This is a genomic window from Streptomyces sp. NBC_00669, from assembly GCF_036226785.1.
Classification (GTDB): domain Bacteria; phylum Actinomycetota; class Actinomycetes; order Streptomycetales; family Streptomycetaceae; genus Actinacidiphila.
The window spans coordinates 7,890,418-7,911,504 of record NZ_CP109018.1 but is presented as its reverse complement, the minus strand read 5'-3'; the positions used below and the strand labels follow the sequence as shown (position 1 = coordinate 7,911,504).

Below are 21,087 nucleotides of genomic sequence, written 5' to 3'. Positions count from 1 at the left end.
TCAGCTCCTCTCGTACGCGTCCACGACCTCGTCCGTGGGTCCGTCCATGAGGAGTTCGCCCTTCTCGATCCACAGCACCCGGTCGCAGGTGTCGCGGATGGACTTGTTGTTGTGCGACACGAGGAAGACGGTGCCGGCCTCCTCGCGCAGTTCCCGGATACGTTCCTCCGAGCGCTTCTGGAACGCGCGGTCGCCGGTGGCCAGTGCCTCGTCGATCATCAGCACATCGTGGTTCTTCGCGGCGGCGATCGAGAAGCGCAGCCGGGCCGCCATGCCGGAGGAGTACGTGCGCATCGGCAGCGTGATGAAGTCGCCCTTGTCGTTGATGCCGGAGAAGTCGACGATCTGCTGGTAGCGGGCCTGGACCTCCTCCTGGGTCATGCCCATCGCCAGCCCGCCGAGGACCACGTTGGTGCCCCCGGTCAGGTCGTTCATCAGCGCGGCGTTCACCCCCAGCAGCGACGGCTGTCCCTCGGTGTAGACCCGGCCGCGCTCGGCCGGCAGCAGTCCGGCGATCGCCTTGAGCAGCGTGGACTTGCCGGAGCCGTTCGACCCGATGATGCCGATGGCCTCGCCCCGGTACGCGGTGAACGACACGCCGCGCACCGCGTGCACCAGGTGGATGTTGGGCGAGCCGCGCCGCAGCACCATACGGGCCAGCGCCGTGGCCGCGTTGCTGTGGCCCGATCCCGCGGTGTGGATGCGGTACACCACGTGCAAATCGTCCACCACGACCGTCGGAACGAGCGGAAGCACCGGCCCCCCGCGTTCCCTGGCGCCCTCGGCCGGCCCATCGGCCTCCGCCTCCGCCCCCTCCTCAGCCGCCAACCGCGTCGGCGCGGCCTCATCCATCTCCGCCCGCGCCTCTTCGGACTCCGCCCGCTCCAACTCCTCCATCCGCTCGATCCGCGCCATCCGCTCCACCTCGTCGGGTGACTCGGCGCCGCGTCCGCCGCCCGGACGCTCCGGCTGCTCCGGGCGACCGCCCCCACGCCCAGCGCCCTCATCCGCCACGTTTCCACTCCTCCGTGAGCCACCATTCACCACCTTCGCGCATTTCGCCCTCTTACGTACCCCCGTGCCCCCCGGCTCCACCCCTCGCCCTCAACGCTCACGCCCCACTCCGCGCCCGACAACGACGAGCAACCACCACAGGCAGCCCCGGAATGGCCGCACCGACCCAGGGGCGCGTGGGGGCACTCCCCCTGGCTCCGCCGGGGGCACCCCCACCCAGGCGAAGCTCTGGGGGGAACTGCGAGAACGACCACCCACCGGCAGGTGGTCCCGGGACGGACAGGACGGGGGCACCCGGGGGGTGGGGTTAGCTGTAGTACGAAAGCGGGATGCTGACTTCATGTTGCCGGGCGCCCGCAATCCGTAGCGTCGAACTCGACGGGAAAACGGATGGCGAGGAGAGGTCGGAACCATGCGCGGCAACGGGGTCGGGTCGAAAACAGCCAGCTCGCAGGGCACAGGAGGAACCACCCGGGAGGCACTGCGCCTCTCATCGGTGACGAAGGTCTACGAAGGCGCGGGTCACCCCGTCACCGCTCTGGACGGCGTCTCGCTCACCCTGGCAAGCGGCACCTTCACCTCGGTGATGGGCCCCTCGGGCTCCGGCAAGAGCACCCTGCTCCAGTGCGCGGCCGGCCTGGACCGGCCGACCGAGGGCCGGGTCCTGGTGGCCGGCGACGAACTGCCCGGCGGCGGCGAGGCGGAACTGACCAGGTTCCGCAGGTCCCGGATAGGCTTCGTGTTCCAGCACTACAACCTGATCCCGTACCTGACAGTGGCGCAGAACGTGATGCTGCCGCAGCGGCTGGCGGGTCGGCGGGCGCGCCGCGGCGAAGTGGCGGCGGTCCTCGCGCGGCTGAGCATCGCCGACCTCGCCGACCGGCAGCCCGCCGAACTGTCCGGCGGTCAGCAGCAGCGCGTCGCGATCGCCCGGGCCCTGGTCAGCCGCCCGGCGGTGCTCTTCGCCGACGAGCCGACCGGCGCCCTGGACACCGCGAGCGGGCGGCAGGTGCTGGCGCTGCTGCGGGAGAGTGTCCAGCAGTTCGGGCAGACCGTGGTCATGGTCACCCACGACCCGGTCGCCGCGTCGTACGCAGACCGGGTGCTCTTCCTCGCCGACGGCGCGCTGGTGGACGAACTGCCGGACCCGGACGCGGACGAGGTGGCCCGGCGGATGGCGCACCTGGACGCGCGGGCCGCGACGGCCGCCGCCGCCCGGACCACCGGTGCCCCTCCCCACTCCGCGGCCGCGGGGGCCCGCGTGACCGGCCTCGCCCCGAAGGCGGTGGCGTGATGGCGACCGGACTGGCGCGTGCCTCCGTCCGGCACCGGCGCGGCGGCTTCCTGGCGGGCTTCCTCTCCGTCTTCCTCGGCGCGGCGATCCTGATGGCGTTCGCCTCGATGCTCGACACCGCGGGCGCCCCGGGCGTGCACGGCACCGACCGGACCACACTGACGATCATGGCGATGGTGGTCGGCGGCTGGGGCGCGATCGTGGTGGCCTCCGCCGTCGGCACCACCCTGGCGGTCGCCTCCCGGCAGCGCGCCGCCGAACTGGCGCTGCTGCGCAGCCTGGGCGCCACGCCCGGACAGGCGGTGCGGCTGGTGGTGGGCGAGGTGGCACTGGTCGGCGCGGCCGGCGCGCTGCTCGCGATCCCGTTCGGCTACGGCGGCGGATACGGACTGCTGCGCATACTCCAGGACACCGACCAGGTGCACCACGGCATCGGCTACCGCTTCGGCACGGCCGCGCTCGCGGTCGGTGCCGGCGGCTGCCTGCTGGCGGCACTGGCCGCGGCCTGGATCACCGCGCGCCGCACGGCCCGCCGCCGGGTGCGGGACGCCCAGCTCGACGCCGCCGGCGGCGGGCACCGCACCAGCCGGTTCCGCCTGGTCGCCGGAGTGGTGCTGGTCCTGGCCGGTGCGAACTGCGCGGTGCTGACCGCGACCGTGGTCGACGGCAAGCAGCTCCAGAGCCAGTCCGTCGCGGGCGAGGGCGCGATCCTCTCCTCGATCGGCTTCGCGCTGCTGGCACCGGTGATCCTGCGCGCGGCGGTCGCCGTGCTCGGGCCGCTGCTGGAAACCCTGGGCGCCGGCGGACAGCTCGGCGTGCTGGGGGTGCGCCGGCGGCTCCAGCGGGCGGCGACCCCGATGATGCCGATCGTGGTGTGCACGGCGATCTCCGTCGGCACCCTCTACATGCAGGCGATCTGGAACTCCGCGCACCCGGTGATGAACGCCGACGACAAGAGCACCGCGACCCTCAACTACGTGGTGGTCGGCATGCTCGCGGTGTTCGCCGCCGTGATGCTGGTGAACCTGATGGTGGCCGATACCAGCGCGCGGCACCGGGAGTTCGCACAGCTGCGGCTGACCGGCGCGACACCGCGGCAGATCCTCCGGCTGGTCGGTGCGGAGACCGTGCTGACGCTGGTCACCGGGGTGCTGTTCGGCTCGCTCGCCGCGCTGCTGTCGATCGTGCCCTACAGTCTGGCCGTGACCGACAAGGCAGTGCCCGACACCTCACCGGGGATCTACGTCGCCGTGGTGGCCGGTGTCGCCGTTCTGACGCTCGCCGCCGGGCTGGGCTCCGCCCGCCGTACCACCCGCGTCCCGGCCACCGCCGTGCTGCGGGGAGCGGTGGCGTCGTGACCACCGACCCCGGTGCGCTCCGGGCAGGTGAGCGGCGGCGCCGGCCCGGCTGGGGTGCGCTGCTGTGGTGGCAGGCGGCGGCCTCCGTGCCCCTCGGACTCGCCCCCACCATCGTGTGGATGGCGGGCCCGTCGCACTACTTCTGGCCGCGCTGGGTGTGGTTCGGCCTGGGGCTGAACCTCGTGACGCAGTGCGCGCTGCGGTGGGCGCTGGACCGGCCGCCGGGGCGCACCCGGGCGTTCACGGTGCAGGCCGCGCTGAGCGCCGTGTACATCGCGCTCGACGTCACCGTGTGGGCGCTGTCCGGTCGCGGATTCTTCTGGCCCGTGTTCACCATCCCGGTGGTGACGCTGGCACTGCTCGCGCACGCCTGGTGGTTGCCGCTGGCCCGGGAGCGGGAGCGGGAACTGACCGAGCGGGTCGCCGCGCTACGCCGTACCCGCAGCGGCGTGCTGGACGTGCAGGCGGCCGAACTCAAGCGGATCGAGCGGGACCTGCACGACGGGGCGCAGGCCCGGATGGTGTCGCTGGCGATGAACCTGGGGTTGGCCGGCGAGTTGCTGTCGCGCGACCCGGACGCCGTGGCCGAACTCCTCGTCGAGGCCCGCGGCACCACCCTGACCGCGCTGGAGGAGTTGCGCACCGTCATGGAGGGCATCCAGCCCCCGGTCCTCGCCGACCGGGGCCTGGTCGGCGCGGTCGAGGCGGTCGCGCTCGACCTGGCACTGCCGGTGGAGGTCACCGCCGACGTACCCGGGCGGCTCGAAGCGCCGGTCGAGTCGGCGGTCTACTTCGCGATCACCGAATGCCTGGCCAACGTCGTCAAGCACAGCCGGGCCGCCGGCGCGTGGGTCCGCCTCGACCACCGCGCCGATACCCTGTCGGTCGTCGTCGGTGACGACGGGGTCGGCGGCGCCGCACCCGGCGCCGGTACGGGGCTGAGCGGGGTGGCCCGCCGGCTGGAAGTCTTCGACGGCACCGTCACAGTGGACAGCCCGCCCGGTGGCCCGACCCGGGTGGCGATGGAGGTACCTTGCGCGTTGTCATCGCCGAAGACCTCGCCCTCCTCCGGGACGGCCTGACCCGGCTGCTGGGCGCCCACGGCTTCGAGATCGCCGGAGCCGTAGGCGATCCCGAGGCACTGGCGGAGGTCCTGGCCCGCGAGAAGGTCGACGTCGCGATCGTCGACGTCCGGATGCCGCCGAGCTTCACCAACGAGGGGCTGGTCGCGGCGCTGGAGGCGCGTGAACGGCGCCCCGGCCTGCCGGTGGTCGTGCTGAGCCAATACGTCGAGCAGCTCTACGCCCGCGAGTTGCTGCGGTCCGGCGAGGGCGCCATCGGCTACCTCCTCAAGGACCGGGTGGGCAACGTCCCGGACTTCGTGGAGACCGTACGGCAAGTGGCCGGCGGAGCGACGGTGCTCGACCCCAAGGTGGTGGCCGCGATGGTCACCCGCCTCGGCGGCCACGAACCCCTCACCCGGCTCACCCCCCGCGAACGCGAGGTGCTTTCCCTCATGGCGCAGGGCCGTTCCAACGCCGGGATCGGCTCCGCCCTCGTCATCACCGAGAACGCCGTCAGCAAGCACATCAACAACATCTTCACGAAGCTGGATCTGCCGACAGCCCCCGACGACAACCGCCGAGTCCTGGCGGTCCTCCAATACCTCCGCGACCCAGGGCGCCCCTGACCCCCGGGTTCCCCCGCTCCGGCCCCGGGGCCACCCGCCAGTAGTGGGTTGCTCGCTCCTTTCCCCCCGGCGAAGCCAGCGGAAGCCCACCCACGCGCCCTGGAGTTGCGTGGCTCCTCCCCGAAAGGAGGGCCACCTACCAACGGACGCGGGGAACTGCGCCCTCAGCAGACCACCACCCGCAGCCGGGAACGCACCGCGCCCCAACGGCGCACAGCCGAAGGGGCGCGTGGGGGTACCACCCAGGCGAAACTCGGGGGGAGGACGGAGCGAGCAACCCGCTACCGGCGGAAGCCGGGATCAGACCGGGACCGTCGCGGCGGGGGGCCGCGAAGCCCCCCACCGGCGGGTGGTCCCGGGACCCCACAGGACGGGGGCACCCGGGAGGGTCCCGCTAGCTCCGCAGCACCGCGTCGGTGCGCTCTGCCGCGCGGGCGACCGCCGCATCGCGGGCGGCGGACGCCTCCTCCGCGGTGAGCGTCCGATCGTGCGCACGGAAGCGCAGCGCATACGCCAGGGACTTGCGCCCCTCCCCGATCTGCGAACCGGTGAAGACGTCGAAGAGCCGCAGGGACTCAAGGAGTTCACCGGCACCTTCACGCAGCGCCGTCTCGACCTCGGCGGCGGGCACGTCGGCCGCGACGACGAGCGCGACGTCCTGCGTGGCGACGGGGAACGTGGACACCCGCGGCCCCGCCGGGCGTTTCCCGGCCCCGGCGAACTCGATCAGGTCGAGGTCGACCTCCATCGCCGAGGTGCGCTCGGGCACACCGAGCGCCTTGGTGACGCGCGGGTGGAGTTCACCGCCGTGCCCGATGAGCAGCTCCGTGCCGTCGGGGGCGACGGCGTAGAAGGCGGCGCACCGGCCGGGGTGGTAAGGCGCGTGGTGGTCCTGACGCAGGATCAGCTCGACCCCGGCCTCGCGGGCGACCGTACGGGCCGCCTCGATCGCGTCGGCCCAGCCGGCCGGGTGCCCCGGGCCCCACCAGCCGGCGGGCTCGCGGGCCCCGGCCAGCACGACGGCGGCGTGCCGCGGCTGGTCCGGCAGCGCGGCCTCCAGCGCGGCGATCTCCTCCGCGGTGGGCCGGCGGTCGACCGGCGGCCGCGGCGGGCTGCCGGCGCCGTCCTTGGGGTGGAAGACCAGGCCGGTCTCGAAGAGCGCGAGGTCGTGGGTGCCGCGCCCGTCGTTGCGGCGCAGCGCCCCGAGCAGCCCGGGCAGCAGGGTGGTGCGCAGCGCCGGCTCGTTGTCGTACAGCGGGTTGGCGAGGCGGACGGTGCGGCGGCGCGGGTCGTCCGCGTCGAGGCCCAGCGCGTCGAAGACCTCGGCGCCGAGGAAGGGGTAGGTCGGCGCTTCCACGTACCCGATGCCGGCCAGCGCGCGGCCGATCCGGCGGCGCAGCAGCTGGGAGTCGGTCAGGCCGCGCTGCGAGGGCACCTTGGGCAGGGTGGAGGGCAGGTTCTCGTAGCCCTCCAGCCGGATGACCTCTTCCGCGAGGTCGTTGGGGAAGGCGAGGTCGGGCCGCCAGCTCGGCACGCTGACGACCAGGTCGTCCGAGCCGGTGACGTGGCAGCCGACCTGCTGGAGGCGGCGCACCACGGTCTCGCGGCCGTACGCGGTGCCGGCCACCCGGTCCGGGTGGTCGGCGGGCATCGCGACGGTGCGCGGCTCGGCGGGCACGGCGACGTCGGTGACGCCGGGCTCCGCGGCGCCGCCGGCGAGCAGCACCAGCAGGTCCACCGCGCGCTGCGCGGCGGCGGCGGTGGCCTGCGGGTCGGTGCCGCGCTCGAAGCGGCGGGCCGCCTCGGAGCTCAGCTTGTGCCGGCGGGCGGTGCGGGCGATCGACACCGGGTCGAAGTGCGCGGCCTCGATGACGATCTCGCTGGTGCCGGAGTCGACCCCGGAGTCGGCGATCTCGGTGTGCGCGCCACCCATCACGCCGGCCAGGCCGATCGGCCCGGTCTCGTCGGTGATCACCAGGTCCTCGGCGTCCAGCACCCGCTCGACGCCGTCGAGGGTGGTCAGCTTCTCGCCGGCCTCGGCGCGGCGCACCCCGATCGGGCCGGTCAGCCGGGTCCGGTCGTAGGCGTGCAGCGGCTGCCCGACCTCGAACATCACGTAGTTGGTGATGTCCACGGCGAGCGAGATCGGCCGCATGCCGACCTTCTGCAGCCGGCGCTGGAGCCAGATCGGCGAGCGGGCCTCGTGGTTGACGCCGGTGACGGTGCGGGCGGTGAAGCGGTCGCACCCGGCCGGGTCGGAGACCTGCACCGGGTAACCGCCCTCCTTGGGCCCGGGCACGTCGATCAGCGCGGGGTCGCTCAGCGGCAGCCCGAACGCGGTCGCGGCCTCGCGGGCCACGCCGCGCAGCGACAGGCAGTAGCCGCGGTCGGGGGTGACCGCGATGTCCAGGACGTCGTCGACGAGTTCGAGCAGGCCGATCGCGTCGGTGCCGACCTCGTGCTCGGGCGGGAGGACCACGATGCCGTCGTGGTCGTCGCCCATGCCGAGCTCGCGGGCCGAGCAGATCATGCCGTGCGAGGTCTTGCCGTACGTCTTGCGGGCGGAGATCCGGAAGTCGCCGGGCAGCACCCCGCCGGGCAGGATCACCACGACCTTGTCGCCGACCGCGAAGTTCCGCGCGCCGCAGACGATCTCCTGCGGCTCGCCGGACCCGTTGGCCTTGCCGACGTCCACGGTGCAGAACCGGATCGGCTTCTTGAAGCCCTCCAGTTCCTCGATGGTCAGCACCTGGCCGACGATCAGCGGCCCTTGCAGCCCGGCGCCCACGTGCTCGACGGTCTCGACCTCAAGACCGGCGGAAATGAGCTTGGCCTGGACGTCGCGGCCGGTGGTGCCGGCCGGCAGGTCGACGTACTCCCGCAGCCAAGAAAGCGGGACCCGCATCAGATCTCCATCCCGAACGGAAGGGTGAAACGCACGTCACCCTCGACGATGTCTCGCATGTCCTCGACGTTGTGGCGGAACATCATCATCCGCTCGATGCCGAAGCCGAACGCGAAGCCGCTGTACTTCTGGGGGTCGACACCGCAGGCGATGAGCACCTTGGGGTTGACCATGCCGCAGCCGCCCAGCTCGATCCAGCCCTCGGAGGAGCAGGTGCGGCAGGGGCGGTCGGGGTTGCCGACGGACGCGCCGCGGCAGACGTAGCAGAGCATGTCCATCTCGGCGGACGGCTCGGTGAACGGGAAGAAGTTCGGCCGCAGCCGGGTCGTCATCCCCTCGCCGAAGAGCGCGACCACCATGTGGTCCAGCGTGCCCTTGAGGTCCGCCATGGTCAGGCCCTCGTCCACGGCCAGCAGCTCGACCTGGGCGAACACCGGGGTGTGGGTGGCGTCCAGCTCGTCGGAGCGGTAGACCCGGCCGGGCGCGATCACGTACACGGGCAGCTCGCGCGCCAGCAGGGCGCGGATCTGCACCGGCGAGGTGTGCGTGCGCAGCACCATCCCGGACGGCTGGGCGCCGTCGGGGCCGGCCACGAAGAAGGTGTCCTGGGCGTCGCGGGCCGGGTGGTCCGGCGGGAAGTTCAGCGCGTCGAAGTTGAGCCATTCGGACTCGACCTCGGGGCCCTCGGCGACCTCGTAGCCCATGGCGACGAAGATGTCCTCGATGCGGTCGCCCAGGGTGGTCAGCGGGTGGCGGGCGCCCGCCGGGACCCGGCCGTAGGGCAGCGTGACATCGACCGCCTCCTCGACCAGCACCCGCGCGTCGCGCTCGGCTTCCAGCTCGGTCTGGCGGGCGGCGAGCGCCTTGTTCACCTGGCCGCGGGCCTGGCCGACCCGCTTGCCCGCCTCGGCCTTGGCCTGCGGAGGCAGCGCGCCGATCTCGCGGTTGGCCAGCGCGAGCGGCGAACCGCCGCCGGCGTGCGCGGTCTTGACGTGGGTGAGCGCGTCCAGATCGGCGGCGGCCGCGATCGCGGCGAGCGCGTCGTCGCGCATCCGCTCGATCTGCTCCGGCTGCAACGCCTCGACCTCGACTGGGTCGTACGACTTGTTCGGTGCCGACATCTCTTCCCGTTCCGAATTCGGATGCTCTTGGCGGTGACCCCGAGGCGGTGCCTCCGGGGGAGGATCTGCCCGACCGGACCCATGCCAAAGGCCGAGTCTATCGGCCATGGCGGTTCCGCTCGGCTACCGGCGGTGGCGCCCGTCGGGACGGCTGCTCCGCGGTCCGCCCGGGCCGGTGGACTCACCGGTGCGGCTAGGACAGATACGCGGGGGCCCCGACGGGCAGGATAAATCGGAACTCGGCGCCGCCGCCGGGCGCGCGCCCGACGCTGATGGTGCCGCCGTGCGCCTCGACGATGCCCTTGACGATGTACAGCCCCAGGCCGGTGCCGCCGCGCTTGCTCCCCCGCCAGAAGCGGGTGAAGACGCGGCCCATCGACTCCTCGGGGATGCCGGGCCCTTCGTCGCTCACGGTGACTGCCGTGCCCTCCGTCGTACGGTCGTCGCCGCCGATGCCGGCGGCGCGGGTCACCTCGATGGTGACAGTCCCGTCGCCGTGCCGCACCGCGTTTTCCAGCAGGTTGCCGAGGATCTGGTCGATCTTGTCCGGGTCGGCCCACAGCGCCGGCAGCGGCCCGGGCACCCGCACCGCGAACCGCTCGGCGCTCTGCCCGGCCGCGACGTGCGCCTCGACGTGGTGCCGGACGGCCGCGGCGATGTCCACCGGCTGGCGGCGCACCTCCAGCCGGCCGGAGTCGATCCGGGAGATGTCGAGGAGTTCGGCGATCAACCGGGTGACCCGGTTGGCGTCGGCGTCCACGGTCTCCAGCATCAGCTTCTTCTGGTCCTCGGTGAACCGCTCCCACTTCGCCAGCAGCGTGGCGGTGAAGCCCTTGACCGAGGTGAGCGGGGAGCGCAGTTCGTGGGCGACGGTCGCGATCAGCTCGGCGTGCGAGCGCTCGGTACGGCGCCGCGCCTCGGTGCCGCGCAGCGTGACCACCAGCCGCCGCACCGGCCCGCGCGGCCGCTGCCGGACGTACCGCGCCGAGACCAGCACCTCGCGTCCGCCGGGCAGCAGCAGGTTCCGCTCGGGCTGCGCGACACGGATGGCGAGTCCCCCGTACGGGTCGGTGAGCTGCCACCAGCGGCGCCCGTCCAGGTCCTCCAGCGGGAGCGCCTGCTCCATCGGGCGGCCGAGCGCGTCGGCAGGGCGCAGCGCGGTGATCCGGGCGGCCGCGGCGTTGAAGCAGATCACCCGGCCGTGTTCGTCGGCGACCACCAGGCCATCGGGCAGGTCGTCGGGGTCGATGCCCAGCTGGTACGGGTCGGTGGCCGATCCGGCCGCCGCTACCGCGGGCGGCTCCTGACCGGGCGCGGGTACGGCGGCGGCCCATCCCGCCGGCACACCGCGCATGCCGTTCTGCGGCATTACGTCCAACCCCGCCACCCCCCTCTCAGGGCCCCCGGGCGGCCACCCTACTAGCTTCAAGTGACGCTGCGGCACCCCGCGGGCGAGCGCTGCGCCCGGGCGGAGGCGTACAGGCACACCGCGGCGGCCGTCGCGAGGTTCAGGCTCTCGGCCCGGCCGTGGATCGGCACCCGCACCACCGCGTCGGTGAGCGCCCTGGTCTCCTCGGGAAGTCCCCACGCCTCGTTGCCGAACACCCAGGCGGTCGGGCCGAGCATCCGGCCCTCGTCGAGTTCCGCGTCCAGGTCGTGCTCCCCCGCGCCGTCGGCGGCCAGCACCCGGACGCCCTGGGCCCGCAGGCGAGCGACGGAGGTCTCCACCGGCACGCCGACCGCGACCGGCAGGTGGAAGAGGCTGCCGGCGGAGGCGCGTACCGCCTTGGGGTTGTACAGGTCCACGGAGGCGTCGGTGAGCACCACGGCGTCCGCGCCGGCCGCGTCGGCGCAGCGCAGCACCGTGCCGGCGTTGCCGGGGTCGCGGACGTGCGCCAGGACCGCGACCAGCCGCGGCCGCGCGGCCAGCACCTGCTCGAACGGCGTGTCCAGGAACCGGCAGACCCCGATCAGCCCTTGCGGGGTGACGGTGTCCGACATCTCCGCGATCACCTGCGGTGTCGCTCGCAGCAGGGACGCGCCTGCCGCGCGGGCGGCCGCGACCAGTTCGGCGTGCCGCTCCTCCGCCTCCGGCGTGACGTACAGCTCGACGAGCGTCCGCCCTTCCGGGCCACCCTGGTGTGCGACGGCTTCGCGTACCGCCTGCGGGCCCTCCGCCAGGAACCGGCGCTCCTTCGCCCGGAACGACCGCTTGGCCAGCTTCCGCGCGGCGGTCACCCGCGCCGAGCGCAACGAGGTCAGATCCGCGGGTGGGCTGGTCACGGGCTTGGCTTTCTCTTCGTGGTGCGGTCGTCGTGCGGTCGTCGTGCGGGGGTTCGGCTCCGCGCCGTGGAGGTCCGTGTTCGCTGCCGGGTGCCGACCGGTGAGTGGTCCCTGAACCGACAGAACGGGGCACCCCAGAGGAACCGGGGCACCCCGTCAAGCACCGTCACACCGGCTGAGCCCAGCGCAGCGTCACGCGGCCTTCGGCGCGTTGACGTCGGAGGGCAGCGCCTTCTGGGCGACCTCGACGAGCGCGGCGAACGCGGGCGCGTCGGTGACGGCCAGCTCCGCGAGGATCTTGCGGTCCACCTCGACGTTGGCGGCCTTCAGACCCTGGATGAAGCGGTTGTAGGTGATGCCGTTCGCACGGGCCGCGGCGTTGATCCGCTGAATCCAGAGCTGGCGGAAGTCGCCCTTGCGCTTCTTGCGGTCGTTGTAGTTGTAGACCAGGGAGTGGGTGACCTGCTCCTTGGCCTTGCGGTACAGGCGCGAACGCTGACCGCGGTAGCCGCTGGCCTGCTCAAGAATCGCCCGGCGCTTCTTCTGGGCGTTGACTGCCCGCTTGACGCGTGCCACTTGATAACTCCTTCTAGGGGACCGCGGTACCTGGTCACGCGGTCCGAAAGCGATGGGGGTCCCGGATCGGACCGCGCGCCCCGCTCGGGGGCGCGCTGGTCACTTGCCGAGAAGCTTCTTGATCTTCTTGGCGTCGGCCGGGGCCACCTCGACGGTGCCGCTCAGGGCGCGCGTCTTGCTGGACGGCTTGTGCTCCAGGTAGTGGCGAACGCCGGCGCGCTCACGGACCACCTTGCCGGAACCGGTGATCTTGAAGCGCTTGCTCGCACCACTGTGGGTCTTGTTCTTCGGCATGGCGCCGTGGTCTCCTCGTCGCTGGCCCTCCCGGGCGCCCGGTCAAGGGCGTACGGGGAGCGTCAGTCCTGCTATTACCACCCGAAGCCGCCCGCTTCCTGCGGGCGGTGCTTGCGGGGTACTACTCGAGCCGCGGTGTCAGCCGGCGTCGGCCGGAGCCTCGACCTGCTCCTCCGCCTCGGCGATCTCGCCGTCGTCACCGTCGTGGCCGGCGTCGCCCTGGCGCTCCGCCTTGCGGGCTGCCTGGGCCTCGCGGGCCTCGGCCATGGCCTCGGTCTTCTTCTTGTGCGGACCGAGGACCATGATCATGTTGCGGCCGTCCTGCTTCGGGTTCGACTCGATGAACCCGAGGTCCTGGACGTCCTCCGCGAGCCGCTGGAGCAGGCGGTAGCCCAGCTCCGGGCGGGACTGCTCACGGCCACGGAACATGATCGTGATCTTGACCTTGTCGCCCTGCTTGAGGAACCGGACGACGTGACCCTTCTTGGTGTCATAGTCGTGCGGGTCGATCTTCGGCCGGAGCTTCATCTCCTTGATGACCGTGTGCGCCTGGTTCTTGCGCGCCTCACGGGCCTTCATGGCCGACTCGTACTTGAACTTCCCGTAGTCCATGAGCTTGCACACGGGCGGACGGGCGTTCGCCGCGACCTCGACCAGGTCGAGGTCGTACTCCTGCGCAAGCTCCAGTGCCTTGGCAAGCGGCACGATGCCTACCTGCTCGCCACTGGGACCGACAAGTCGCACCTCGGGAACGCGAATCCGGTCGTTGATGCGGGGCTCGGCGCTGATGGGGCCTCCTCGGTTGCACGACGCGACTGACTGGCCGACAGCCGCGCTTTGGGTCGTCTTCTGCTACTACCCTGTGCGTCGGTCCCGAACGTCAAAAACGCCCCGTACGGCACACAGGCGGGCTCCTCACAACCGGGAGCACCGCCGCGTTATTCCGCGGGGCGCATCGGACGGCGGGAGCCGGGCGCGCGACACGCCGACCGAAGCCGTCTGACCGGGGACCCGTCGGCCGACGGGCCGAACAGGTGGGAGATCGGAGCCTCCACTTGGTGGCCGGACACGATGATGTCCGACCGGTCGTTCACCAAGCATAGCAGCGCGGACCCCAAGGCAGTAATCGGCCGGACGGGGCATATCGTGGCGGCCATGAGCGACGCACCGGCCCCCACTGACGCCTCGGCCCCCGCCGCGGCACCCGACTTCGACGACCTGACCCGCGACATCGCGGACGTCCCGGCGGTGGAGGTGATCACCACGGTAGCGGTCCACCTGATGAGCGCCGCCGCGGTGAACCTGGGGCTGGCCGAGGAGGGCGAGCAGCACAAGGACCTCGACGAGGCCCGCAAGCTCATCCAGGCGCTCGCCGGACTGGTCAGCGCCAGCGCCACCGAGATCAGCTCCTTCCACGCCGCCCCGCTGCGGGACGGGCTGAAGTCGCTCCAGCTCGCCTTCCGCGAGGCGTCGGTGGTACCCGACGAGCCCGGCCAGGGCCCGGGCGAGAAGTTCACCGGACCGGTCTACGGCTGACCGCCGCCCTCCTACGCCGCCCCGCCCTCCTGGGTGCGGGCGGCGCTCTCCGCCTCGACGGCGGCGGCGCGGGCGGCCTTCGCGGCGGCCATCGCCGGGTGGGTGGTCTGGTGCACGAGCGCGGCGATCACGGCGCCGACCAGCGGGGCGACCAGGAAGAGCCACACCTGGGTGAGCGCGGGGCTGCCGGCGAACAACGCCGGGGCGAGGCTGCGGGCCGGGTTGACGCCGGTACCGGTGAGCGGGATGCCGACCAGGTGGATCACCGCCAGCGCGATACCGATCGGCAGGCCGTCGAAGCCGACCACGGCGATCTTGTGCGTCACCGCGAGCACCACGAAGACCAGCAGGAAGGTCAGGATCACCTCGGCGACGAACGCGCCGAAGATGTTGATGCCGACCGCCGAGCGCGTGCCGTAGCCGTTGGTGCCGAACGCGCCGTACCGCCTGAAGCCGGGCACCTGCTCGGCGACCAGCAGCAGGAGCGCGGCGCCCACGATCGCGCCGACGAACTGGGCGACCCAGTACTCGACCGCCCGGCGCAGCTCGATCCGACCGGCCAGCAGCATGCCGAGCGTGACCGCCGGGTTGACGTGGCTGCCGGAGATGGGCCCGATCGCGTAGGCGATGGCCAGCAGCACGAAACCGAAGGCCAGCGCGATGCCGAGGGTGCCGATGTACGAGCCGGACAGCACCGCGGCGCCGACCGCGAAGAAGACGAGCGCGAGCGTGCCCACGAATTCGCAGATGACAGCGCGGGTGTCGGTGGGGCGGTAGTTCATCACGTCCGCGGCGGTGAAGGTTGGCCGATCCATCGCGCCTCCTCGAAATGATCAGTCCCTGCCTCTGCATTGTCGGCACAACGGGTGAATCACACATCTCGGGGCATATGCGGCGCCCGTCCGGTGTGGGAAACGGACGCGTGATCGGCGCGGGGCCCCGGTTCGGGGCCGGTGCGCGGCTGACCGGCGCCGGGCCCCGGCGCGAGGGCGGTGGGCGCGGGGCTGCGGACGGGTCCGACTGGAACGCGGGCGCGGCGGGGCTACGGACGGGCCCGGCTTGGAACGCGGGCGCGGCGGAGCGGCGGCGCCCGGCAGGCGCTCAGCGGGTGAAGAGCGGCTCTCCCGGGAGGCTCGCCGTCGGCGGGAGGAGGGCCAGGTCCAGGCCCTGGACCAGTGCGGCGCGCAGCGTCTCGTCGCCGGCCAGCGCCCCGGCCAGCCGGTTCGCGGCGGCGGTCACGTCGGCGCCGTCGGCGAGCACCAGGGTCAAGGTGCCGTCGGTGCCCGGGCCGCCGGGGGTGAGGTGGGCGCGGGCGATGCCCGGCTCCGCGGCGACGGCGGCGCGCAGCGCGGACCGCACCTCGGGGTCGGTCAGCGGGTCGGTACGGGCCGGTCCGGCCGCGGCGGAGCGCAGCGCGGCACCGGTCAGTTCGTACGTCACCGGTCCGGCCAGGTCGATCAGCAGCGTGTCCGCCTGCTCGTGGGCGAGCGCCTGGAGGGCCTGGTGCAGCGGCACGGCCACCGGGCGGGCGTCCGCGCGCCAGCTCGCCAGCGACCGGGTCGAGGTGAAGGCGGGCAGCGCCCGCCGCCCGTCCGGCGCCTGGATGGTCGGCACCGCCATGTCACTGCTCTTCTCCCGGGTCAGCCCGTCGGGTCCGGTCTCCGCCTCGCCGAGCACCGCCACGACCGGGACGAGCAGCCGTGCCCCGTGCAGCGCCGCCACCACGTCCGCGTCCGAGGCCCGCCCCGCCGCGTAGGCCGCGAGTGCTTCGGCCAGCGCCACGTCCGCCGACCCGTCGTCCTCCGCGAACCCGGAGTCCGGAATATTCTTCAACGCCACGAAGGCACCCTATCCGCCGGGCCGGGCGCCCCCCGGCGCGGTGCCGCCTGCACTGCCACACCACGGCCCTGGCCGCCCGCCGACGCCCCGCGCCTTCCGCCGTGCCGCGCGGTGCGAACCCGCTCTCAGGTCCGCCGGCGGACCCGGAAGTAGAGCAGGCCCGCCACGGCGATGAGGGCGGCGCCGACCGCGGCGAAGGCGGTGGCCGCGCCGTTGGCGAGGAGCTGGGACGAGGAGGCCGCCTCGGGCGGGGCGGTCGGGCCGGGCGCGAAGTACGCGTGCGGGTAGGCCGCGGGCGTGGGCAGCACCGGGGCCGGCTTGAGCTTCTTCGCCGCGGCGAGCGCGGCCGCGGGGTCGATCAGCCCGGTGCCGACCTCGTCGTTCCGCCCGCCCGCGGGCTTGTCCCGCGTGGTCTCCTCCAGCACCTGCTTGACCTGCGCCGGGCTGAGCTTCGGGTTCGCGGAGCGGATCAGCGCGGCGGCCCCCGAGGCGTACGCGGAGGCCGCGCTGGTGCCCCATCCGTTGTAGTAGGTCCGGTCGGGGTCGGCGATGACGACCTCGACGCCGGGCGCGGAGACGGACGCGTACCACCGGTGGGTGGAGAAGGAGGCGTGCTCGCCGTGCCGGTCGACCGCCGCCACGGCGATCACCCCGGGATAGGCGGCGGGGTAGGACGAGCGGTCGGCGGCGTCGCCGCCGTTGCCCGCGGACGCGACGACCACGACGCCCTTGCCCAGCGCGTAGCGGATCGCGTCGTCCTCGGCGGCGACCGGCGCCGCGGTGGCGCTGTCGTCGCCGAGCGAGAGGTTGATGACGTCGGCGCCGTGGTCGACGGCCCAGCGGATGCCGGCGGGCAGGGCGTCGCCGCGGTCGGTCCTGGCCTTCTGCCGCTGCGGGTCCTTGTCCTCCAGGATCACCCGGACCGGCAGGATACGGGCCTGCGGGGCGATGCCGAGCACGCCGTCGCCGTTCCCCGGGCCGTGGCCGTGTCCGGCGATGATCGCCGCCATCCCGGTGCCGTGCTTGGCCCACGCCTTGTCACCGGGTTTCGCGCCGAACCCGACCTCGTCCTTGCCCTGGAGCACCTGGCCGGTGAGGTCGGGGTGGGTCGGGTCGACTCCGGTGTCCAGCACCGCCACGGTGACGCCGGCGCCCTTGGTGGTCCGCCACGCGGCTTGCGCGTGCAGCGCGGACAGCGCCCAGTCGGAGGCGCGTGCGCTGTCGGCGGCGGCGGGAGCGGCGGCGAGCGCGACCGTCGCACCGGCCGCCACCAGCGCGGCGAGGGCGCGGACGGCGGCGCTGGTGGCGCGTGCCGGGCGACGAGCGGGAGTGGCGGCGGCCGTGGTGGCGGGCGTGGTGGCGGGCGTGGTGGCGACCGGAGTCGCGGCGCCGCGTGCGCGCTGGGCGGGTGTCATCCGTGGTGCTCCGGGCCGGTGGTCGGCGGGTGGCGCAGCGCGGCGACGGCCGTCTGCAGGTGGTCGTCGACGGCGGAGGCGAGCCCGGTGGCGTCGAAGCCGAGTCCGGCCTGCGCGGGCGGGGTGGTGGCGCCTTGCGCGTCGGCCTTGTCCGCGGGCTGCGGCTGGGGGACGGTGCGGGCGTCGGCGAAACCGCTGACGGCGTAGACCACGAACGGCAGGTCGGCGGAGACCTGGACGTCCCAACTCCCGCGCTGGCGGTCCCCGAAGCGGGCGGCGGGGGTGCCGGGGAACGCGACGGGCTTCGGCAGCAGGTCGATCCGCTCGCCGAGGTGCTGGTCGGTCCACCGCTTGGCGAGCGCGTTCATCGCCGGGGCCTGGCCGGAGCCGACGAGCAGGCCGACCGTGGTGACGGTGGTCGAGGTGCTGTCGACGTACGTGGCGCGCAGCAGGCGTGTGCAGCCGGCCGGCGCCAGCACCTGCTGGAGCAGCGGGTCGAAGGCTCCGGTGCAACTCGCGGGCGCGGCCACGCCGATCCGGGTCCAGGAGCGGTCGGCGCCGCCGGGCCCGCCGTCCTTGCCGTCGACGGAGGGCGGGAACAGCTTGTCCACCGGGGTGTTGCGCCACACGTCGCGGGCCTGCGCGAACGCCTGCGGGCTGCCGTCCGCGACCGGCGCGGGCGGGTGCGGACTGTGCGTGATCACGGCGCCCGCGACGGCCCCGCCGACCAGGCCGAGCCCGACCACCAGGCACGCGGCGGCGAGCACCCGCCGGCTCCGGGTGGACGCGGCCCTGGCCGGCGGCGCGGGGACGGCCGGGTGCGGGTACGCAGGCGCGGGCGGCGCCGGCGGCGGCACGGACTCGGCTGCGGCTGCGGCTGCGGCTGCGGCAGGCGGCTCAACGGGCGCCGGGGGAACGGCCGGTGCGGGCGGCGGGGATGCCGGGGGCGGCGGTATGACGGGGGCCGCCGCGGTCGCCGGGGGGCGGGACGGCGGCGCCGGGGGCGTCGTGGGAGAGGTGCGCGGGGTCGCCGTGGCCGGTGGTCCGGCCGGCGGGGGCGGAAACGCCGAGGGCGGGACCGCGGACGGCGGCGCCTGGTGCGGCTGCTCCGCCGGCAGCGGTTGCGCGGCGGGCCGGGGCGGCACGGAAGGCGGCGGGGGCACGGGAGTTGAGCGCTCCCGTTCCGGTGGGCCGGGTGGGCCAGGTGAGCCAGGTGGGCCGGGTGGTGGCGGGGGCGGTCCGGCCGGCGGTCGGCCGGCGGTGGGATGGAGGGTGGGGAAGGAAGCAGGCGGGGTGCTTCCGTTGTCCACTCCGGTGCTCACCCGGCGCTCCCTCGTGACCGTTCCCGTCGATGTGCGCGTCACTCTACGGGGTTGCCGCGGGGTGCGGTTGCCACTGGGCGGAGCCGAGGGGTCTACCGCTCGGTAGGTGTGTCTGGCAGGCTGCGTCCATGGCCCACCGCACTGCCGACCGGGTCCGGTACGACCGGGCCACCGCGCACCTCGACGCGCCGCTGGCGATCGTCGATCTCGATGCCTTCGACGCGAACGCCGCGGACCTGGTCCGGCGGGCGGGCGGGAAGCCGATCAGGATCGCCTCGAAGTCGGTGCGCTGCCGCGCGCTGCTCGAACGCGCCCTGGCCCGTGAGGGTTTCGAGGGCATCATGTCCTTCACCCTCGCCGAGTCGCTGTGGCTGGCCCGCACCGGTTTCACCGACGTGCTGCTGGCCTACCCGTCCGCCGACCGGGAGGGCTTCGCCGAGCTGACCGCCGACCCGAAGCTGGCCCGTACGGTCACGGTGATGGTCGACGACCTCGCGCAGCTCGACCTGATCGACGCGGCGCGCGGTGCGGGCGGCACCGAGACGGTCCGCGTTTGTCTCGAACTCGACACCAGTCTGCGGAAGTTGGGCGGCCGGCTGCGGATCGGCGCGCTGCGCTCGCCGCTGCACTCGCCGGAGCGCATAGCCGACACGGCCCGCGCGATCGGTGCCCGGCCGGGGTTCCGGGTGGTCGGCATCATGGCCTACGAAGGGCACATCGCGGGGGTCGGTGACACGCTGAAGGGCCGCCCCGCACGGTCGTTGGCGATCCGGCTGATGCAGTCCGCGGCACGCCGGGAGCTGGCGGCGCGGCGCGCGGAGGCGGTGCGGGCGGTCCGCGCGGTCGTGCCCGACCTGGAGTTCGTCAACGGCGGCGGCACCGGCAGCGTGCAGTCCACCGCGGCGGAGAACGCGGTCACCGAGATCGCGGCCGGCTCCGGCCTCTACGTGCCGCGGCTGTTCGACAACTACACGTCCTTCCGGGGCCGCCCGGCCGCGCTGTTCGGCCTGCCCGTGGTGCGCCGTCCCGGCGTCGGCGTGGTCACGGTGCTCGGCGGCGGCTACCCGGCCTCGGGCGCGGCCGGCCCGGACCGGCTGCCGGTGCCGTACCTGCCGGAGGGGCTGCGCTACGACGCGCAGGAGGGTCCGGGCGAGGTGCAGACCCCGCTGCTCGGCTCGGCCGCCGACGACCTGCTGATCGGCGACAAGGTGTGGTTCCGGCACGCGAAGGCGGGCGAACTGTGCGAGCGCTTCGACCGGTTGCGGCTGATCGAGGGCGACCGGGTGGTGGCGGAGGTGCCGACGTACCGGGGCGAGGGCAAAACGTTCCTGTGAGCGGCGAGGTGGCAGCTCCCGAACGGTCGGGAAGCCGCCACCTCGTTACCGGATCGGCGGCGGCCGGGGCTGTCAGGCGCCCGGGCCGCCGGTCAGACGCCGGTGCCGCCCGTGCTCCCGCCGGAGCCGGCGCTGCTGTCGGCCTTGATGCCCTGGGTGATCTGGTCGATGACGTCCTGACCGGGCGCCTTGGCGGTGATGTCGAAGCCGAAGCGGACGATGACGATCTGGCTGCTGTGGCTCGGTGACGGGAACGCGAGCGACTCGACGTAGCCGCCGGTGCCCGACTTGGTGCTGATCTTCCAGCGGACCAGGTAGCCCTGCTGTCCGGCGACGGTGACCGCCTTGGACTGGAGCTGCTGGTGCGAGGTCGTCGCGCCGTAGGTGTCGGAGTTGTAGGACGAGGACGCGTTGCCCGCGATGTCCTGCTTGGCGGCGGCCTCGGCCGTGGTCGCGGTGATCTTCAGCGACTTCGCGGGTTCCGAGTAGGCGCCGCCGAGCGAGCAGGACTGCTGGCCGGTGGTGTCGTTGGGGCAGTCGTAGCTGCCGGTGGAGACGCTGGCGCTGCCGTCCTGGGAGGTGCCGCCGGTCCAGCCGTCGAGGACGGGCAGGCTGATGCCGTCGAGGAGGTCCACGGCCGGGCCGCCGTCGGAGGGGGCGCCGGGGTCGTCGGGGTTGCTCGGGTCGTCCGGGTTCTGCGACTGCGGGTCCTGCGGCCCGCCGGTGTGCTGCGGCAGGGTGGCGCTCGGCGCCGGGCTGCTCTTCTTGTCGGCGCTGTCGCTGCCGTTGTTGCCCACCGCGACGACCGCGGCGACGATGCCGCCGATGACGACGAGCGCGACCACGATGGCGATCGCCACGGTGCGCGGGCGCCGGTTGCCGCCGCCCGGCGAGCCTATGACGTCACCCGAGGGGTACGGCGCGTACGAGGGCTGGCCGCCGTAGGGCTGCTGCCCGTTCGCGGGGGCACCGGTCGGCACGGGCGCCGTCCTGGTGTACTCCGTCCACGTGGTCCCGTCCCACCAGCGTTCCATGGCCGGGCCGTTGCCTGTGTGCCCGGGCTCTGGGTACCAGCCGGGCGGGGTCGTCGTCGTCACGGCGTCACC

The 21,087-nt window shown here is 73.7% G+C and carries 19 protein-coding genes; 6 read left to right on the top strand and 13 right to left on the bottom strand.

Annotation, left to right across the window (positions count from 1 at the left end):
* Complete coding sequence (locus tag OG896_RS33445; RefSeq protein WP_329374432.1) at window positions 1-852, bottom strand: ABC transporter ATP-binding protein; 852 nt, start codon at window positions 850-852, stop codon at window positions 1-3.
* Window positions 853-1,426: 574 nt separating this feature from the next.
* On the opposite strand from OG896_RS33445, the gene OG896_RS33440 reads away from it, so the two are divergent.
* The 4 genes from OG896_RS33440 to OG896_RS33425 are packed head-to-tail and all read left to right on the top strand — an operon-like array spanning window position 1,427 to window position 5,356.
* Window positions 1,427-2,308 carry an ABC transporter ATP-binding protein gene (locus tag OG896_RS33440; RefSeq protein ID WP_329371354.1) on the top strand — a complete coding sequence of 294 codons (882 nt, stop codon included), beginning with the start codon at window positions 1,427-1,429 and terminating at the stop codon, window positions 2,306-2,308.
* Window positions 2,308-3,666, top strand: a complete 1,359-nt coding sequence (locus tag OG896_RS33435) for an FtsX-like permease family protein (RefSeq protein ID WP_329371352.1) — start codon at window positions 2,308-2,310, stop codon at window positions 3,664-3,666. The genes OG896_RS33440 and OG896_RS33435 overlap by 1 nt, the downstream gene beginning before the upstream one ends.
* Window positions 3,663-4,748, top strand: a complete 1,086-nt coding sequence (locus OG896_RS33430) for a sensor histidine kinase (protein ID WP_329371351.1) — start codon at window positions 3,663-3,665, stop codon at window positions 4,746-4,748. Before OG896_RS33435 ends, OG896_RS33430 begins: the two co-directional genes overlap by 4 nt.
* Complete coding sequence (locus OG896_RS33425; RefSeq protein WP_329371349.1) at window positions 4,700-5,356, top strand: response regulator transcription factor; 657 nt, start codon at window positions 4,700-4,702, stop codon at window positions 5,354-5,356. Before OG896_RS33430 ends, OG896_RS33425 begins: the two co-directional genes overlap by 49 nt.
* A gap of 394 nt (window positions 5,357-5,750) precedes the next feature.
* On the opposite strand, the gene pheT is transcribed toward OG896_RS33425, so the two are convergent.
* The 7 genes from pheT to infC all read right to left on the bottom strand — a co-directional run bounded on the left by pheT (window position 5,751) and on the right by infC (window position 13,324).
* The gene (gene pheT / locus OG896_RS33420) at window positions 5,751-8,261 is read right to left on the bottom strand and encodes a phenylalanine--tRNA ligase subunit beta (RefSeq protein ID WP_329371347.1); all 2,511 of its coding nucleotides are present in this window, start codon (window positions 8,259-8,261) and stop codon (window positions 5,751-5,753) included.
* Window positions 8,261-9,382 carry a phenylalanine--tRNA ligase subunit alpha gene (gene pheS, locus OG896_RS33415; RefSeq protein WP_329371345.1) on the bottom strand — a complete coding sequence of 374 codons (1,122 nt, stop codon included), beginning with the start codon at window positions 9,380-9,382 and terminating at the stop codon, window positions 8,261-8,263. The genes pheT and pheS overlap by 1 nt, the downstream gene beginning before the upstream one ends.
* 193 nt (window positions 9,383-9,575) lie before the next feature.
* Window positions 9,576-10,751 carry an ATP-binding protein gene (locus tag OG896_RS33410; protein ID WP_443057277.1) on the bottom strand — a complete coding sequence of 392 codons (1,176 nt, stop codon included), beginning with the start codon at window positions 10,749-10,751 and terminating at the stop codon, window positions 9,576-9,578.
* Window positions 10,752-10,807: 56 nt separating this feature from the next.
* Window positions 10,808-11,665 carry a TrmH family RNA methyltransferase gene (locus tag OG896_RS33405; protein WP_329371341.1) on the bottom strand — a complete coding sequence of 286 codons (858 nt, stop codon included), beginning with the start codon at window positions 11,663-11,665 and terminating at the stop codon, window positions 10,808-10,810.
* A 192-nt stretch (window positions 11,666-11,857) separates the two neighbouring features.
* A complete protein-coding gene (gene rplT / locus OG896_RS33400) occupies window positions 11,858-12,241 on the bottom strand; it encodes a 50S ribosomal protein L20 (protein WP_103886373.1) in 384 nt (127 codons plus the stop codon).
* A gap of 99 nt (window positions 12,242-12,340) precedes the next feature.
* Complete coding sequence (gene rpmI / locus OG896_RS33395) at window positions 12,341-12,535, bottom strand: 50S ribosomal protein L35 (protein ID WP_328461867.1); 195 nt, start codon at window positions 12,533-12,535, stop codon at window positions 12,341-12,343.
* A gap of 138 nt (window positions 12,536-12,673) precedes the next feature.
* Entirely contained in the window at window positions 12,674-13,324 is a 651-nt protein-coding gene (gene infC, locus OG896_RS33390) for a translation initiation factor IF-3 (protein ID WP_328473869.1), read from the bottom strand.
* Between the two features lie 366 nt (window positions 13,325-13,690).
* Here infC and OG896_RS33385 point away from each other — a divergent pair, with 366 nt between their 5' ends.
* On the top strand, window positions 13,691-14,071 hold the full coding sequence (locus OG896_RS33385) for a DUF1844 domain-containing protein (protein WP_329371337.1): 381 nt from the start codon (window positions 13,691-13,693) through the stop codon (window positions 14,069-14,071).
* 11 nt (window positions 14,072-14,082) lie between these two features.
* On the opposite strand, the gene OG896_RS33380 is transcribed toward OG896_RS33385, so the two are convergent.
* The 4 genes from OG896_RS33380 to OG896_RS33365 all read right to left on the bottom strand — a co-directional run bounded on the left by OG896_RS33380 (window position 14,083) and on the right by OG896_RS33365 (window position 18,092).
* Window positions 14,083-14,886 (bottom strand): MIP family channel protein, encoded by an 804-nt coding sequence (locus OG896_RS33380; RefSeq protein WP_402445602.1) that lies wholly within the window; start codon window positions 14,884-14,886, stop codon window positions 14,083-14,085.
* A gap of 286 nt (window positions 14,887-15,172) precedes the next feature.
* A complete protein-coding gene (locus OG896_RS33375; protein ID WP_329371336.1) occupies window positions 15,173-15,910 on the bottom strand; it encodes an SseB family protein in 738 nt (245 codons plus the stop codon).
* Between the two features lie 125 nt (window positions 15,911-16,035).
* Window positions 16,036-17,325 (bottom strand): type VII secretion-associated serine protease mycosin, encoded by a 1,290-nt coding sequence (mycP, locus tag OG896_RS33370; protein ID WP_329371335.1) that lies wholly within the window; start codon window positions 17,323-17,325, stop codon window positions 16,036-16,038.
* Complete coding sequence (locus tag OG896_RS33365) at window positions 17,322-18,092, bottom strand: hypothetical protein (protein WP_329371333.1); 771 nt, start codon at window positions 18,090-18,092, stop codon at window positions 17,322-17,324. The genes mycP and OG896_RS33365 overlap by 4 nt, the downstream gene beginning before the upstream one ends.
* Before the next feature lie 683 nt (window positions 18,093-18,775).
* On the opposite strand from OG896_RS33365, the gene OG896_RS33360 reads away from it, so the two are divergent.
* Window positions 18,776-19,981, top strand: coding sequence for an amino acid deaminase/aldolase (locus OG896_RS33360; RefSeq protein ID WP_329371331.1), 1,206 nt, complete (start codon window positions 18,776-18,778; stop codon window positions 19,979-19,981).
* Between the two features lie 92 nt (window positions 19,982-20,073).
* Here OG896_RS33360 and OG896_RS33355 read toward each other — a convergent pair whose 3' ends face one another.
* Window positions 20,074-21,078, bottom strand: coding sequence for a DUF2510 domain-containing protein (locus OG896_RS33355; protein WP_329371329.1), 1,005 nt, complete (start codon window positions 21,076-21,078; stop codon window positions 20,074-20,076).
* Between the last annotated feature and the right edge of the window lie 9 nt (window positions 21,079-21,087).